The organism is Roseovarius confluentis (assembly GCF_002917925.1).
Lineage (GTDB): Bacteria > Pseudomonadota > Alphaproteobacteria > Rhodobacterales > Rhodobacteraceae > Roseovarius > Roseovarius confluentis.
Genome location: NZ_PPFE01000011.1, coordinates 121,423 through 136,167, shown reverse-complemented (window position 1 = coordinate 136,167; position 14,745 = coordinate 121,423). Strand labels below are relative to the sequence as shown.

General features: G+C 55.6%; 15 protein-coding genes and 1 pseudogene. 8 read left to right on the top strand and 8 right to left on the bottom strand.

What is annotated here, in order from left to right; translation table 11 throughout:
• Positions 1–3: 3 nt before the first annotated feature.
• Genes C2I35_RS18850 through C2I35_RS18825 form a run of 6 tightly spaced genes read right to left on the bottom strand, consistent with a single transcriptional unit; the run spans position 4 to position 4,148 of the window.
• Positions 4–1,377, bottom strand: coding sequence for a M23 family metallopeptidase (locus tag C2I35_RS18850; protein WP_057796584.1), 1,374 nt, complete (start codon positions 1,375–1,377; stop codon positions 4–6).
• Positions 1,374–2,000, bottom strand: a complete 627-nt coding sequence (locus C2I35_RS18845; protein ID WP_103764582.1) for an SCO family protein — start codon at positions 1,998–2,000, stop codon at positions 1,374–1,376. The genes C2I35_RS18850 and C2I35_RS18845 overlap by 4 nt, the downstream gene beginning before the upstream one ends.
• Positions 2,000–2,467, bottom strand: coding sequence for a copper chaperone PCu(A)C (locus tag C2I35_RS18840; RefSeq protein WP_245890550.1), 468 nt, complete (start codon positions 2,465–2,467; stop codon positions 2,000–2,002). Before C2I35_RS18840 ends, C2I35_RS18845 begins: the two co-directional genes overlap by 1 nt.
• A 28-nt stretch (positions 2,468–2,495) precedes the next feature.
• Positions 2,496–3,155 (bottom strand): DsbA family protein, encoded by a 660-nt coding sequence (locus C2I35_RS18835; RefSeq protein ID WP_103764581.1) that lies wholly within the window; start codon positions 3,153–3,155, stop codon positions 2,496–2,498.
• A complete protein-coding gene (locus C2I35_RS18830) occupies positions 3,152–3,574 on the bottom strand; it encodes a disulfide bond formation protein B (RefSeq protein WP_057796587.1) in 423 nt (140 codons plus the stop codon). Before C2I35_RS18830 ends, C2I35_RS18835 begins: the two co-directional genes overlap by 4 nt.
• A 4-nt stretch (positions 3,575–3,578) precedes the next feature.
• The gene (locus tag C2I35_RS18825) at positions 3,579–4,148 is read right to left on the bottom strand and encodes an SCO family protein (protein ID WP_172978951.1); all 570 of its coding nucleotides are present in this window, start codon (positions 4,146–4,148) and stop codon (positions 3,579–3,581) included.
• Positions 4,149–4,700: 552 nt separating this feature from the next.
• Between C2I35_RS18825 and C2I35_RS18820 the strand changes: the two genes are divergently transcribed.
• Genes C2I35_RS18820 through ccmI form a run of 4 tightly spaced genes read left to right on the top strand, consistent with a single transcriptional unit; the run spans position 4,701 to position 8,878 of the window.
• Positions 4,701–6,692, top strand: coding sequence for a heme lyase CcmF/NrfE family subunit (locus C2I35_RS18820; protein ID WP_057796639.1), 1,992 nt, complete (start codon positions 4,701–4,703; stop codon positions 6,690–6,692).
• A gap of 4 nt (positions 6,693–6,696) precedes the next feature.
• The gene (locus C2I35_RS18815; RefSeq protein ID WP_103764580.1) at positions 6,697–7,248 is read left to right on the top strand and encodes a DsbE family thiol:disulfide interchange protein; all 552 of its coding nucleotides are present in this window, start codon (positions 6,697–6,699) and stop codon (positions 7,246–7,248) included.
• Complete coding sequence (locus C2I35_RS18810) at positions 7,245–7,730, top strand: cytochrome c-type biogenesis protein (protein ID WP_103764579.1); 486 nt, start codon at positions 7,245–7,247, stop codon at positions 7,728–7,730. The genes C2I35_RS18815 and C2I35_RS18810 overlap by 4 nt, the downstream gene beginning before the upstream one ends.
• Positions 7,727–8,878, top strand: coding sequence for a c-type cytochrome biogenesis protein CcmI (ccmI, locus tag C2I35_RS18805; protein ID WP_103764578.1), 1,152 nt, complete (start codon positions 7,727–7,729; stop codon positions 8,876–8,878). The genes C2I35_RS18810 and ccmI overlap by 4 nt, the downstream gene beginning before the upstream one ends.
• A 98-nt stretch (positions 8,879–8,976) precedes the next feature.
• On the opposite strand, the gene C2I35_RS18800 is transcribed toward ccmI, so the two are convergent.
• Positions 8,977–11,079 carry a protein-disulfide reductase DsbD family protein gene (locus C2I35_RS18800; protein ID WP_103764577.1) on the bottom strand — a complete coding sequence of 701 codons (2,103 nt, stop codon included), beginning with the start codon at positions 11,077–11,079 and terminating at the stop codon, positions 8,977–8,979.
• Positions 11,080–11,185: 106 nt separating this feature from the next.
• Here C2I35_RS18800 and C2I35_RS21980 point away from each other — a divergent pair, with 106 nt between their 5' ends.
• From C2I35_RS21980 to C2I35_RS18785, 4 genes are all read left to right on the top strand, one after another.
• Positions 11,186–11,377: a hypothetical protein gene (locus tag C2I35_RS21980; protein ID WP_144435627.1), complete on the top strand. Its 192-nt coding sequence runs from the start codon at positions 11,186–11,188 to the stop codon at positions 11,375–11,377.
• 179 nt (positions 11,378–11,556) lie between these two features.
• Positions 11,557–11,985 (top strand): MerR family transcriptional regulator, encoded by a 429-nt coding sequence (locus C2I35_RS18795; RefSeq protein ID WP_057796592.1) that lies wholly within the window; start codon positions 11,557–11,559, stop codon positions 11,983–11,985.
• A 616-nt stretch (positions 11,986–12,601) separates the two neighbouring features.
• On the top strand, positions 12,602–13,372 hold the full coding sequence (locus tag C2I35_RS18790; protein WP_103764576.1) for a transglutaminase-like domain-containing protein: 771 nt from the start codon (positions 12,602–12,604) through the stop codon (positions 13,370–13,372).
• Positions 13,362–14,294 carry a cation diffusion facilitator family transporter gene (locus C2I35_RS18785; RefSeq protein WP_103764575.1) on the top strand — a complete coding sequence of 311 codons (933 nt, stop codon included), beginning with the start codon at positions 13,362–13,364 and terminating at the stop codon, positions 14,292–14,294. Before C2I35_RS18790 ends, C2I35_RS18785 begins: the two co-directional genes overlap by 11 nt.
• 234 nt (positions 14,295–14,528) lie before the next feature.
• Here the strand turns inward: C2I35_RS18785 and C2I35_RS22530 are convergent.
• Positions 14,529–14,674: pseudogene (locus C2I35_RS22530) on the bottom strand (IS3 family transposase); the annotation flags it as partial.
• Between the last annotated feature and the right edge of the window lie 71 nt (positions 14,675–14,745).

Here is a 14,745-nt window from a genome sequence, read left to right as displayed (position 1 = left end):
GGATCAAAGCCTTTCGGTTGTCGTTTCGGCAAATTCGCTGGCGAGCCTCTCAGCCAGAAGTGAACGCGCCTCACTCAGTCGCTCAAGCGCGGCCGTGTCGTCCGCTTCACGCTCGGCCGCCTCTGCTAGTCGGTCGTCAGAGAGAGGATCGGTCGGGCGACCGTCGACCAGAACCTCATAATGCAGATTTGGGCCGGTTGCGGTGCCAGTTGCACCGACGCGGCCGATCAAATCTCCGGCCATCACTCGCTGCCCTTGTTCGAGTGTGTCCGGCACCTCGCTGAGATGTGCGTATCGTGTCAAGGTGTCGGATCCATGCGCTATCTCCACCACCCGGCCATATCCACCACGACGTCCGATAAAGCTCACGCGTCCGGGCGCCGTTGCTTTTACCGGCGTACCGCTTGCCGCGGCAAAGTCGACGCCGGTGTGCATGCGCACATTCCCATAGACTGGGTGTGTGCGACGGCCAAAGACGGAACTCAGCCGCGCTCCTTCCACCGGTTGCGCAAACACGCGCAGCACTTCTCCGTCGACATAGATCGTCGCTTGACCGCTGCCGTCGTCCGGCCAGACGATCTCGTAGACCGATCCACCAAGATCCAGCTCAGCGAAGGCAAGCTCAGGCTGACCAATCCTCTTGTTCCCGTCTCGGGCCTCGCGCCAAAGGAGGCGCATCGTCTCGCCACCCGCGAGATCACGACGGAAATCCACGGTGCCGCCCAGCATCTGCGCCAGGTCCACCGCAAAACGGGCGGGGATGTCTGCCGTGTCCAGGGCAGCGAAAATCGAGCTCTCGATCACCGCCTTGCCGGCGAAAGTCACCAATTCGGGGTCCGGCTCCAACACGCGAGCGGCAAGCAGTTCGCCGAAGACCGCCTCTATCCGGACACCGTCTTCGACGGCGAGTTCTACACGACGCGGGTTGTCGTCCGTTGTGGAAACCACGGTAACGATGTGACCCGGACGCAGACGGCGCAAATCGTATTCCGCGCCAATCGCCAAGGCGATTTCGGCGCGATCCGAAGCATCCAGCCCCGCATCGGAGAGGACCGCATCAAGCGTCTCGCCCGACGCAATCTCGCGCGACCAGGTGACCAGCGAGGGCTCGATAGATGGCAAGGAGGTATCTGTGGGGGAAACGGTCAGGAGGGGCACGGGTCTGAACTCGAATGCGATATCCGCCTGGGCGAGTGTAGGGCGGACCGAATTGATTTCGGCAATCCGGGGCGGCGTGAGCGGATCGGGAGTCCAGAGGGTCGCTTCAGCAATCGAAGGGGGCACCGGTTCTTTGGACAGAACGCCAGAGATGGCGATGCCGGCAACCGAAATCGCGCCTGCGACCGCCACGGCCGCCAAGACAGTTCCTATCTTCATTTTGCCCCCTCTACGTTTTCTGTCAGTGCGCGCCGGATCTTTGGCACCGCGAATTCTCTTGGTTCGTGATAGTCGATCATCGTGACGAGCTCACCCTCGGCATCGAACAGGAATACGCTTGCCGTATGGTTCATCGTATAGCCGCCGCCCTCAGTCGGGACGCGCTCAAATGAGGCACGAAACCCTTCTGTGACGCGGGCAATCTGGTCTTCCGGCCCCGTCCAGCCACGAATGACCGGATGAAAATAGCCGACATATTCGGCCATGGCCTCAACCGTGTCCCGCTCCGGATCGACCGTGATGAAGACAACGTTCATCTCTGATGCTTCGTCGCCCAGTTCCTCAAGCCAGCCGGAAATATCCGATAGGGTCGTCGGGCAGATGTCCGGGCAGTAGGTGAACCCGAAGAATACCATTGTCGGACGACCGATCAGGGTGCCAGGCCCTACCTCATTTCCCTCGTGGTCGGTCAGCCGAAACTCCATCGCCGATAGGGGCAGGGGCCGCTGCCCTTTTGGTTCAGGCGCACCAAGCCCGTCCACCCGCCACCAGCCCACGAAGAGCGTCATGCCAAGGACGCCGGCACCGGCTGCGCCGTATAGAAGGAGCTGCCGACGTTGCATCAGCCCTCTGGTCCACGCGCGGCGATCCCGAGGATTGGGACCTCGACCGTCACCTTGCCGCCATCCGAGAAGGTCAGTGTCAGCGGGAAAGTCTCGCCTTCGGCCATCGGCTCTTGCAGCTTCATGAGCATGGCGTGCAGCCCGCCCGGCTCCAATGCCACGCTTTGGCCGGGCTCAATCGTGATCTCGCCTGCAGGCGCCATGGAACTGAGGCCAGCGGAGTCGGTTTTCGTCTCATGGATCTGGGGCATCATTGCCAGCGGTGTCGCAATTTTGGTCAGGGTAACGACGTCGTCACCCCTGTTGCGCACGGTCATGTAGGCAGCCCCCGGACGGCTCGTGCCGATCGAGGCGCGGGACCACGCGCTCTCGACGACGACATCCTCCGAGCCGGCAAATCCCGGGGCCGACAGGCCCGTGAGCAGCAAGAGAAAGGCCAATCCCTTGATGTGTGGAAGTTTTTTCACGACAATTTCTCCTGCATCTGACCGCGTATCAACTTTGGCTGGCCGCAACTTCCGTCGCCACCAGCCGCCGTAGTTCCGCCTCACCGAACGGGTCTAGCGGTTTGGCATTTACGTAAAACGTGGGCGTTTGTCGCACGCGAAACGTTTTGACATCGGCACGGTCTTGGTTCAGCACCGCTACAACATCGGGGGCCAGCATCTGCGTCTGGGCAGCTTCGACATCCAGACCTCCGCTTGCGGCAATCTCAAGGAGCAAACCCGGCTCCGGCGCACCATGGGACGCCCATCGGGGCTGCTCTTGCAAGACCGCTTCGAGCACCGGTTCGAACACGTCCTGCATCCGCGCAGCTTCAAGAACACGGATCGCTTCCACCGAAGCGTCCCCGTGAAAGGCAGTGTATCTAATTACGACACGTACCGCATTACCGTGCCCAGCCATGATATCCTTGACCACGGGATAGAATGCGCGGCACGCCTCGCAAGCTGGATCGAAAAACTCGACAATCGTGACAGGCGCCGTCTCGGGGCCGAGGATCGGGGAATAGGGCCGGATCAGCCCATCGGCCAATTGCGGGTCGACGGGGGCGGCCTCGGCAATCGCCTCGGGGCGGGTTGCGTACCATGCGGCACCGCCGAAACCGGCGGCACCGAGAGCGAGAACGGACAGGATGAGGCCGCGTCGTTTCATTTTTGTGTTTCCTTCAGTGAGACAGCCGACAGCAGACCGATCATCGCGAAGGCGACGAGCGCCATCAGTGGGATAGGAATGCCGAAGAACAATTGATTGTCGTCGGTACAGGATGGGCCGCTCGCAGTGCAGGGCTGGATGCGTTCGGGAATCAGCCCGAAATAGAGGCCGAGGTGCCAAAGTGCTATGGCGGCGCCACCGATAGCCAGCGCGATCGCGTAGCGACCGACGCGCCGGTCCTGCCACCACAGCCCAAGCCCGAGAATTATGGCCAAGGGGAACATGAAAGTGCGTTGAACCCAGCAGAGTAAGCAAGGAGTCTGCCCCAGCACCTCCCCGATGAAGAGTACGGCGAGAGATGCGTTTAGCGCGATGAACCAAGCCAGGCCGAGAGCAGTCTCTCCGGAAAGTCGGGTCATAAAATCAGAGCCTCTCTCTTAGGTCGGCGAGGATATCTTGAGCGGGGGTGCCATAGGGCCAAGATTTTGCGAAGCCTGCTTGCGTGTCGAAAAGGAAAAGATGTGATGTATGCCCCATTGTATAGCCGTCTGGTGCTGCAGCTTCCTCGATCCGCTCGTAGAAGATTGGAAAGGTTTCGGATGTCTCATCGATCTGTTCCGGTGTGCCTGTGAGCCCGATGATGCCCGCGTCGAACTTTGGCACATACTGCGCCAGTGCGGTCGGGTTGTCTCGTTGGGGATCTATCGTGATGAAGATTGGTTGGACTTTTGACGCGTCATCTCCCAAACCCTCCATCACCGCTGCGACCTCTGAGAGCGTCGTTGGACAGATGTCAGGACAATTTGTGAAGCCGAAGAAAACCAGCATCCACTGGCCTTCGAAGTCCTCTTCTGTAAAAACCATTCCATTGTGCCCTGTTAGTTCGAACTCCGCAAAAAACGGCGGTTCACTTACATCTCGCCAGCTGGCGGCACGGTAGTCAGCCGATAACAAAAACCCGATAAAGGCGAACGATGCCGCACCCGCCAGCATCCACAATATCTTCTGAAGACCTGAAAGCACCACGCAGCTTTGCACAATTTCTGCTCCGATTTTTTCTTTCTCGTACATCCTGCAGCAGCTGTAGGTTCAAGCTCTTTTATCCTTCTGAGACGGGACGTCACGCGACTGTGAATGGGAAGTTGCCATCCGTTTTGAATGACTGCCCAGATTGTCATTTGTCGTATTGGTTAGGTTCGCGATCGACGTCACGCTGGTGACGATCTGCAAGCATCCACGGTGCCAAGGTCCGTGCAAAGCGTTTTAAATATTAAAAGATAGCAATCAGCGGATCTGAGAGCCAAAGCAAAAATTAAAACGTTTGAACCTACAGCTGCTTCAGGAACTACGATGAAGTCGAATCAACACAGTGGCTCCAATCGCGACTTGGACACAGAAAGTTTCCGGTTGGGTCGATGTCAATAATTCGCGAAACCGTTCTCGACTGGCCGAAGTAGATCGAAATGATAAGAAATCTCGTTGACCAATGCCATAGTGGAGAAGTCGTTCTCCGTGATCCGAGAGCGCTCGTCGGGAACATGCAACATGACGCCTGAGATTGGACAGTTTGCGCTAGTCTTGGCGCTTGCAGTCGCAATTGTTCAAAGTGTCCTGCCAATTGTAGGGGCGAACACGGGGCGCGTGCTCTGGATGGAAAGTGCGAAGACGACAGCCGCGATTCAGGTGACATTGGTTGCAATTGCGTTTGGCGCACTCATGCGCTCATTTGTTGTCAGTGATTTCACTGTTCAAAACGTAGTGGAAAATTCCCACTCGCTAAAGCCGATGATCTTCAAGGTTGCGGGCACTTGGGGCAGCCACGAAGGGTCCCTGCTTCTCTGGACCCTTATTCTCGTACTTTTCGGGGCTGGGGTCGCGCTGCTGGGCAGAAACATTCCGGTTGGTCTCAAAGCGCGAACGTTATCGGTTCAAGCCTGGATTAGTGTCGGTTTCCTGAGCTTCATGCTCTTTACATCCAATCCGTTCGAGCGGGTTTTCCCGCCGCCTCTGGATGGCACGGATCTTAACCCGCTTCTGCAGGACATCGGGTTGGCGATGCACCCCCCGCTCTTGTATTTTGGGTATGTCGGCTTCTCGATCGTCTTCTCCTTCGCGGTCGCGGCTCTGATAGAGGGCCGGGTGGATCCCGCATGGGCGCGTTGGGTGCGGCCATGGACTCTGACGGCCTGGATCAGCCTCACTGCGGGGATCGCACTCGGCTCTTGGTGGGCCTATTACGAACTTGGCTGGGGCGGCTGGTGGTTTTGGGACCCGGTTGAAAACGCATCCTTCATGCCTTGGCTTCTCGGCACGGCACTCCTGCACTCGGCTATTGTCACGGAAAAGCGGGATACGTTCAAAAGCTGGACCATTCTTTTAGCCATCCTGACCTTTTCTCTGTCACTTCTTGGGACATTTATCGTCAGATCCGGCATTTTGACATCCGTTCACGCGTTCGCGGTCGACCCAGCGCGCGGCGTGTACATTCTCGGCCTTCTTGGTGTGACAATTGTCGGCTCACTGACACTTTACGCATGGCGCGCGCCTCAGCTTGGATCGGTTGGCGTCTTTCGGCCAATCAGCCGCGAGGCTGGGCTTTTGCTCAATAATCTTCTGCTCGCGACCGCAACGGCGACCGTCCTTTTTGGAACACTCTATCCATTGTTTGTGGAAGCGGTGACTGAAGAAAAGATCTCTGTAGGACCACCGTATTTCAACGCGACTTTTATCCCTTTCATGCTGCCGCTCGTCATAATAATGGGAGTTGGCCCATTCCTGTCTTGGAAACGGGCCGATCTTCCCGGTATCTGGCAACGGCTGCGTTTGATTTTTGGTATCGCGATTGGTGTCGCGGGGATCGTTTGGTACCTTCAGACAAACGGGCCCCTGCTCGCTGTGGTCTCAATAGGGATTGCAGCCTGGGTTTTTTTTGCGACTTTGCGCGAATGGGCGCTGCGTATCAAGCTCTTTGATCTACCGCTTTCTCAGTCGCTGCGTCGCGCGCGGAACCTGCCGCGCTCCGCGCACGGTATGACGCTCGCGCATCTTGGCGTTGCAATGCTTGTGCTTGGATTCGTAGGTTCAACAGCCTGGAAGGAAGAACGTGTTCTTTTCGCAGAACCGGGGTCGACCGTGGACATCGCAGGTTTTGAGGTAATATTCGACGGCGTCGAACGGTTCCGTGGTCCAAACTACATCGCACAACAAGGCCAGCTTCGCGTCTTGAAAGATGGACGGGAGATTACGCTTCTTCGTCCGGAGCGCAGAAGCTATCCAGTTGCGGGGACGTCCACAACCGAATCTGCAATCCGATCAACGCTAAGCGGTGATCTCTACGTCACCATCAGTGAACCTGCGGCCGAAACGGCGTCGGGCCAGTGGAATTTGCGCATCCTCTACGAACCACTGGTTAATTGGATATGGATCGGAGCGACGATGCTGGTGCTTGGCGGGTCCCTCTCGCTATCGGACCGGAGATTGCGGGTGGGTGCGCCGTCGCCAAAGAGCCGGTCGTCAGCGCTTCAACCGGCGGAATGATACGATGAAGAAAATCATTCTCGCGCTGCCAGCGCTGATCGCAGTAGTCTTGGGTGGATTTTTGTTCTGGGGGCTCAACCCAGACCGTGATCCTAACGCAATCCCTTCCGCTTTGGTCTCCGAACCAGTTCCGGATTTTGAACTCCCACCGGTAGAGGGTACTCAGACACCCGGACTGTCGTCCGCAGCCCTTCGTAGCGTTGGCGAGCCGGTTTTGGTCAATGTATTCGCTTCATGGTGCGTGCCCTGTCGTGCTGAGCATGTGGTGCTCACAAGGTTTGTCGAACAGGACGGTGTTCGGCTGATGGGGATCAACTACATGGACAAATCAGCAGATGCAGCCAATTGGCTGGAGGAGCTTGGCAACCCCTATGAGAGGATCGGATCAGACAGCGAAGGCCGCGTCGGGATTGAGTGGGGTATCTCCGGCGTACCGGAGACTTTCGTGATCGATGGAACGGGGATCGTAGTCTATCGCTATGTTGGTCCCATTGTGACGCCAGAGGCACAGGATGAAATTCGTGCTGCGTTGGCCGCAGCAGGTGGTCAATCATGAAGGGTTGGCTCTATTCACTGGTGCTGGTGCTTGCCGCGACAACCGCGGCCTGGGCTGTGGAGCCAGATGAGTTGCTGGATGATCCGGTGCTTGAGTCGCGCGCCCGGCAGCTTTCAAAGCAGTTACGCTGCGTTGTCTGCCAAAATCAGGATATCGATAGCTCGAATGCTGGTGTTGCCCGAACGATGCGCACCTTGCTGCGCGAACGTCTGATTGCAGGTGAAACAGATGACGAGATCATTGCGTTTTTCGTGGATCGCTACGGTGACTTCGTCCTTTTCAAGCCGCGACTGAAACCCGCCACATATTTGTTGTGGTTCGGACCTGCGGTTCTTCTTGCCGTTGGGATTAGCGTTGTCTTTGTCACAATCAGGCGCCGAAGCAGGGCGGTTCTTGATGGCACTGCTGATCCACTGAGCCCCGATGAAGAGCGTGAGTTCGAGGCCATTTTTAAGGAGAATGAAGGACGGAGAGGCCCATGATTTGGTTGGTGTTAGGCGCAATGGCATCCATCACCGCCCTCCTGTTCTTGTCCTGTCTCTATCGAACGGGTGAAGTCCTGAATAGAAAGGATGGAGCGTTGGTTATCCTCAAGGATCAGCTTTCCGAAATTGATATTGATCAAGAGCGGAATCTGATATCCGTTACCGAGGGGGACGCGGCCAGGGTTGAAATCAAACGCCGCATTCTGGCTGCCGGTCGGCTTGCGACACTTGAGTCGTCGCGCGCAAGTGGGCGAAGCACCATCTTCGCGTCCGCCATTGCTACGCCATTGGTAGCCTTTGCTTTGTATTCTCAAATCGGCTCGCCAAAGATCGACAGCCAGCCTCTGGCGTCTCGCGCATCTGAAATCCAGAAAGCCGCAAACCTCTCAGAGTTAACCCAGAGATTAAAAACCCGGCTTGAAGCTGACCAGTCGGGTGGACCAAGTGATGGTTGGGTTCTGCTCGGTCAGACCTATATGCGTACAGCTCGTTACGATGATGCCGCCGATGCATTCGAACGCGTCACAGTTCGCGACAATGTAGATATCTCAACCCTACTGCTATTTGCCGAGGCCTTGATCGCAGCCGAGAACGGGATCGTGACGCCGCAAGCGAAAAGCGTGATCGAACGTGCATCAGAGATGGACCCTGATGATCCAGGCCCAATTTTCTATAGGGCCCGGATCCTCGAACAGGACGGGGTTCCAGAGGAAGCGAGGGCGCTTTTGATCGAGCGTCTCAAGAGAGCGGATCGCGCCTATCCGTGGATGGAACTTTTTCTGTCTGTCGCCAACCGATTGGGGGAACAGGTCGGAGAGACCCCTGTCACTCTAGCTGATTTAATTCCGGATCCACAGGACGCACGGGGCCCCCGTGCGGTCGATATCGAGGCCGCCCAAGATATGTCAGTCGAGGAGCGCAGCACTTTTGTCCGCTCCATGGTTGACCGCTTGGCGGCGCGATTGTTGAATGACCCAGCCAATCTTGAAGGATGGCTTCGGCTAGCGGAGGCGTACAGTGTGTTGGGTGACTTTGATGCTGCCCAGAAAGCCGCCGACAAAGCGCGCAGCTTGGCCGAAAGCCTTCCGGAAACCGACCCGACGCGTGCCGCCGCCACGGCCCGATTGGATCGGATCAAAAAATAAATTGAGGCTGCGAATTCTCAGATACATAACAGCTTCCCTTCACCTGAAACTGAACCATTGCAGGTTCTGCCTCTCTTGAGCGATGCAACGGCACTATTTCATCGTTTTCGGACAGCGCTGAGATCGGCAGCCGACAGCGCTTCGAGAACCGCATCCACGGATAGCAATTCAGATAGAATGATACCTTCAGGCGCATCTGGACCGTAGACGATGTTGAACGGAATTGCGTATCTGCCGTGTGCCTCGAGATAGGATTGGATTCTCGCGTCCGGTCGCGTCCAATCCGCGCGCATCGCAATCACCCCTTCCTCGCCAAGTGCTCCCAAAACTGGTTCACGATCTAGGACCAGGGTTTTGTTTGCTTTACAAGTGATACACCAATCCGCAGTGACGTCCACGAATACGGTTTTGCCTTGCGACACTTCACGCGCGATCCGGGACCGGTCGAACTCGACCCAGTAAGAATTGATCGAGTCTGTTACATCATCGGAGCCTTTTGGCAGCAGTGCAGGGGCCGCCAATGTCATGCCCAAAACCGCAGTCATTCCCCACAGCAAACCGTTATTGGGCTGGGCCTGATAGGCTCTCGTAGCCAGTACGATGAACCCAAGACCCAGCAGCACCAAGCCTGTGAGGGTTGGCGACGTCACACCGATCAAGACCCAGCATAGCCATGCAACGGTTCCGGCAAGCAGCAATCCGAGAACAATTTTCAATCTTATCATCCAAGGTCCCGGTTTGGGCAGTCGGGACAGAAAACCAGGCCAAGCGGCAACCAGAATATATGGCAGTGCAAGCCCAATCCCCATCGCTGTGAAAACCGCAAGTATATCGCCTGTCGTGCCGGAAAGCGCGAAGGCAATGGCTGTCCCCAGCAACGGGGCGGAACAAGGCGTTGCAAGTATCGCAGCCAGAGCGCCGGTGGAGAAGTCTTCGGCATACCCCCGCCCAAAGCGGCCAGATAGCCTCGCCATCCAACTGCTGGGCAAAGAAATTTCAAAAACTCCAAACAAATTAGTCGCGAAGAGTCCGACAACGAGAATGAGTGCTGTCAAGAAATATGCATTCTGAAATTGCATACCCCATCCAACGGCATATCCGAGCATCTGCAGCGCTATGACCGCTAAGGCCAGTACCCACATGAAAGCAACAGTTCCCCCAGCCGTAGCGACAAACCCCGCGCGCAATTGTGAAACGGAGCGATTCTTCATTCGAAGCGCCGATCCGAATTTGATCGATAGAACCGGCAAGACGCATGGCATTACGTTCAGTATCAACCCTCCCAGGAAGGACAGGAAGAGAATCGGGAAAAACTGACCGCTATCCTGGCCGGTTTCGGATGCGTAAGGTGGAGCAGGTACAATGTCGGTGGTGTTCACATCATCGAATGTAACCGCGACATCGTCGTCCACGACAGTAATTCGAAGGGAGGATTGTTCCTCGCTTAACGCGAGAATCGGAATACTTGCCCAAAGACCGGTACGATCATTTGTAATGCGGATATCGGGCGCACCGAATGCAGAGCCTGCATCAGACTCCGGAAAAATATCGGGATTGTTCCAGCCAGAAGGCCGCGTCATGTGAATAACCAAAGATTGACCCTGCTTCAGCGCTGCGCCCGAGATCGCTATTGCGCTTTCTGTTCCTACGACAGGTACGCGAGCGGCCCATGTCGCGATTTCGGTCGCGGCTCTAGCGTCGACGCCGGATCCCAATGGAACAGGGAGAGTCAGTTCAAACCTTTCCGGGACGCACACATTGGAGCAGATCAGCAGATTGACGATTGCCTTCAGCTCGGCTGACTTATCAGAATCCATAAGCTGCAATTGTAACGGAAATGTAACTTTCTTGCCGTAGCCAAAGTTTTCAATTCCGAAGGCGCGAAAACGCGTGGGTGCGGGCCAAAGCATGTCGACGGATTCAAGGTTTGTGGACCCTTCCCAGTCGATCTCCGGCGGCAGGCCAACCTCGCCGGGTGACCGCCAGTACGCTTTCCATCCTTCCTCCAATTCAATCTTCAAACCCGCCGAAAGAAACAGCGATCCCGGGGCGATTCCCGCTTCCGCGACGATCAAGCGCGCCGTCAGTGCTTCGGACCGATATGCATTGGACTCCAAGGCGCGAACAGGACTTGCCACTAAAACCAGAAAGATTGCAAAACTCACAAGCAACCCGCGATACCAAGCCAAGGCTATACGCATTCTCTGACCTCTTTATCTAAGCGTTCTGTCTGGGCAAGATGACGCACTGTGCAATGTCCTGACGCCTTGCGATGCCTTCAACCTGTCAAGCAGGGAGCATAGCCAATTGTCCAACCGACTGGTCAACAGCGATGCCTGTTCGGGCTTCGTGCAAAACAGCAGTTCTTTCGAATACAGATTTGGCCCGCGTCCCATGATGCCGCAGTTATTGGCTAGTGCCTTGCAAAAATTGATCCTGTTCCGGATCCTCACCACGCGCCAAGACCCCAAAATAAACTCTGAAGACTTGAAAATCTAGCGCTACTCCTTGAGTTCCGATTCTTGATATCTAACATGCGTACATCCTCTAGCCGCTGTAGGTGCAAGCATCATTGGCACTTCTCGATTGGTCACTCACCGGTCTGCGAGACCCAGTTGGAGCTTGCGATACGCGCCGCGTAAATCTACACTGACTGTAGGTAACATGGGGAACCTGCAATGCTGACAATAGGGACGCTCGCGAAGAAGACTGGAACGAAAGTGCAGACCATCAGATACTACGAGCAGATCGGCCTTATGCCTGAACCCGGCAGGTCCCAAGGCGGCCAACGGCGCTATGGCCTCGACGAACTCGACCGTCTATCTTTCGTCCGGCACGCACGGCAACTAGGATTTTCTCTGGACGCGATCCGTGAACTCCTCGATCTCAGCGATCATCCGGAAAAGTCCTGCGCGGAAGCCGATGCAATCGCCCGCCGGCAGCTAAAGCAAGTCGAGCAAAGATTAGCCCGTCTAGAGGCTCTTCGTACTGAATTAAAAAGAATGGTGCGCGAATGCAGCGGCGGGCAAATGTCGGATTGTCGCGTGCTGGAGGTGCTTCGAGACCATTCCGAGTGCTTAACCGATCACCAAGAAATTGGCGCTTGATATTCCCGCCGCAAAAGCCCATCCGCTAACGATTTTGGCCTGAATTTAAGGTTGTTTTACGACGTGCGCTTGAGTGCTACTTGGGGGTTCGATACTTGAAAATTTTACTGAGCGCGTGCAACACGCTAGTTGGATGGCAGCTAGCAAAGATGGTGTTCGGCGAGGAGCTATTTGACGCTCGATCTGCTGGTGCAGGAACCGCTGACACCCACGGCATCTGGAAGAACTGCTCCGCGACTTGTTGACCGTTATTTAGCATGCGGCTGACGCGAAAAAGGCCTGCAGGGGGGTATACTGTCCAGCCCTTGTGTGGGGCCGAGAAGTGGAAGACTTTGCAGCTGCACAGGCCAGCATCAATAGTTGAAAAAGTCGAACGGTCCTGAACCTCCCCCTCTAAATTGGTCCACCGTTATGTTTAGGAAACGGAGGACAGAGAATGGCAAACAAGTGACACAAGCCCGACGAAATAGTTCAGCTGTTGCGGCAGGTTGACGTTCTTGTCGGAAAAAGGATGCCGCGTGCGGATGCGATCCACGAGGTGCGCATAGGTTTGGGGTTGAAGCTATAGCCACTGTAGCAACTATTGTTCCGGACATGCTAGTCTTGGAGAGATTCTATGACGAAGGTCGAGCCTTATCTAAAAAAAACGCGATTGCTGAATTATGACGCAACTTCAATTCGGCAGTTGACCAACGGCCGCCACTGGAAAGCTCTTGCAGAACATGATCGCATTGGCGCTGCCTACAACTTCGTTAGGGACGAAATTGCCTTTGGTTATAACCGTTCTGACGACATTCAAGCCTCCGAGGTGCTGGAGGATGGCTACGGTCAGTGCAACACCAAGGGTACACTCCTCATGGCTTTGCTTCGCAGTGTCGGCATACGTTGCAGGCTTCATGGGTTTACCATTCACAAGGCACTTCAGAGGGGCATCGTGCCAGAACTTGTCTACCCGCTCGCACCTTCTGAAATTTTACATTCTTGGGTCGAGGTCGAAACAGTTGAGGGTTGGGTGAATCTTGAGGGTTTCATTCTAGACACTTCTTTTTTGCAAACGCTTCAACGGAAATTCGGCGATGAGGAGGTGCTATGCGGTTTCGGTGTTGCGACGGAATGCCTGAGTGCACCGCCTATCGGTTGGAACGGTACCGACACTTACATCCAGGACAATGGTATTGTCCGTGATCTAGGCACGTTCGATGAGCCAGACGAGTTTTTCTCAGAGTATCGTCAAGACTTCGGTTTTTTGCGCAACTGGCTCTTTCGCCGCTTCATACGGCACTGGATGAACGCGCGAGTACGTGCGATTCGGAGCGGAAAACTACCAAGAGACTCCCAGTCCAGTCGACGAAATCACAGTCACGAGGAGGCAGACCGTGCCGCATGATCACGGCCACGCGCAAACTGACCCAGCAACAGGCGACCGACGCGTATTTATTGCCATCTGGGCTAATGGCCTTCTGACATTCGCGCAGATTATCGGTGGGATACTATCCGGAAGCCTCGCGTTGATCGCGGATGCGCTGCACAATTTCTCAGACATGGCATCGTTGGTTATTGCCTTCGCCGCGCGAAAGATTGCTCGTCGGCCCGCGGACGATCGCATGACATTCGGCTACGGAAGAGTCGAGATCGTCGCGGCTTTAATCAACTATACAACCCTTATCTTGATTGGATTGTATCTCATCTATGAAGGTGGCATACGTTTGATTGATCCTACAGAAGTCCAAGGCTGGACAGTGGTAGTTCTGGGTGGTGTGGCACTGGTGGTCGACACTTTGACAGCGCTGCTCACCTATTCGATGCAAAAGGGCAGCGTGAACATTCGTGCGCTCTTTTTGCACAACCTGTCCGACGCCTTGGCTTCTGTAGCGGTAGTCATTGGCGGCTCTTTAATCATTATTTACGACATGCGATGGGTCGATCCGGCGATCACCATCGGCATCGCTTTTTATATCCTCTATCTGGCTATTATCGAGATAGGCGAACCTATCCGGACATTGATGCTCGGTAGCCCACCCAGCATCGACAACGACGCTGTCCTCGAGGCTTTGCGGAGTGCGGAAGGTGTCGAGGACGTGCACCATGTTCATTTATGGCAGATGCAAGAGCACGAAGTGGCACTCGATTGTCACATCGTTTTGACGGCAGATGGATGGAGCAAGACAGAAAATGTCAAGGCCACACTCAAAAGCCTTCTGAGAGGTGATTTTGGCATTCGTCATTCTAGCCTGGAGTTCGAGCATGTGGATCGCGCACATAAAAACGCCGCCCTTTATGGCCACGGCAACATCGCAGAAGCAGAGTAGATTAAGAGTCACCGAAACGCACGTAACTGGGACGGATTTCTTAGTTTCCGCCGAAGTTGGCACGCGGGTCAAAAACGAATTGTGCCGGTTCTTGTGACTTCAGACCCGACTCTCCCGCGTCTCTGTGAGACCCTTGATCCGCCTCTCGACGGCATCCAAATCCGTTCGACGGGCACGTGTCAAAGCAGATGGACCCTTCAGACTTCAGGATCGACACACTTCAAACTACGTACATCCTGGTAACAACCTCGCGTAAACAGCGAGCCTGCAAAGCTTTCGGACAATGACATCCTGAAGCTTTTTCGATCCAGTGTCAGGTCCGTCACGATCTTCTTCAGGCGAGTGTTTTCGTGCTCAAGTGCCTTCAACCGGCGCATCTCTGTAACCGCCGGACGTAATTTGCCCAAACCGCCGTTTGAATTTTCCCCGGACGTAAGGGTCAGGGCCAAAT